This is a genomic window from Polaribacter sp. 2305UL8-11 (genome assembly GCF_058147165.1).
Genome location: NZ_JBYVJW010000047.1, coordinates 1 through 271, shown reverse-complemented (window position 1 = coordinate 271; position 271 = coordinate 1). Strand labels below are relative to the sequence as shown.

At 46.1% G+C, this 271-nt stretch carries 1 protein-coding gene; it reads left to right on the top strand.

The genetic code is table 11. The features are described 5' to 3' along the window. Positions 1–271 (top strand): hypothetical protein (locus ACY2RW_RS16155; RefSeq protein WP_490123762.1); only part of this gene is annotated, 271 nt, incomplete at both ends.

The window sequence follows — 271 nt, the reverse complement described above, 5'->3', positions numbered from 1 at the left end:
ACACTAAAAACATGGCTGAAAGGTTTGATGCCAGCCCTCGTATATCCCCACCAGATAAAAAAGACCGGTTAGCAAGCCTGGAGCATGCCGTTATTCACCATGATCTTTGTGAGAGCAGCTCCACAAAACCACATACCCTGCACGGCTACCTGACCCAGTGCTGGTATTTAACCAGCATTTGCCAGCATAAGGTTTCATTCCGCAAAAGTGAGAGCAATGTTCAGCTTTACCTTACGATTGCGGAGGATGAAACCACATTTTTTATTGAGCG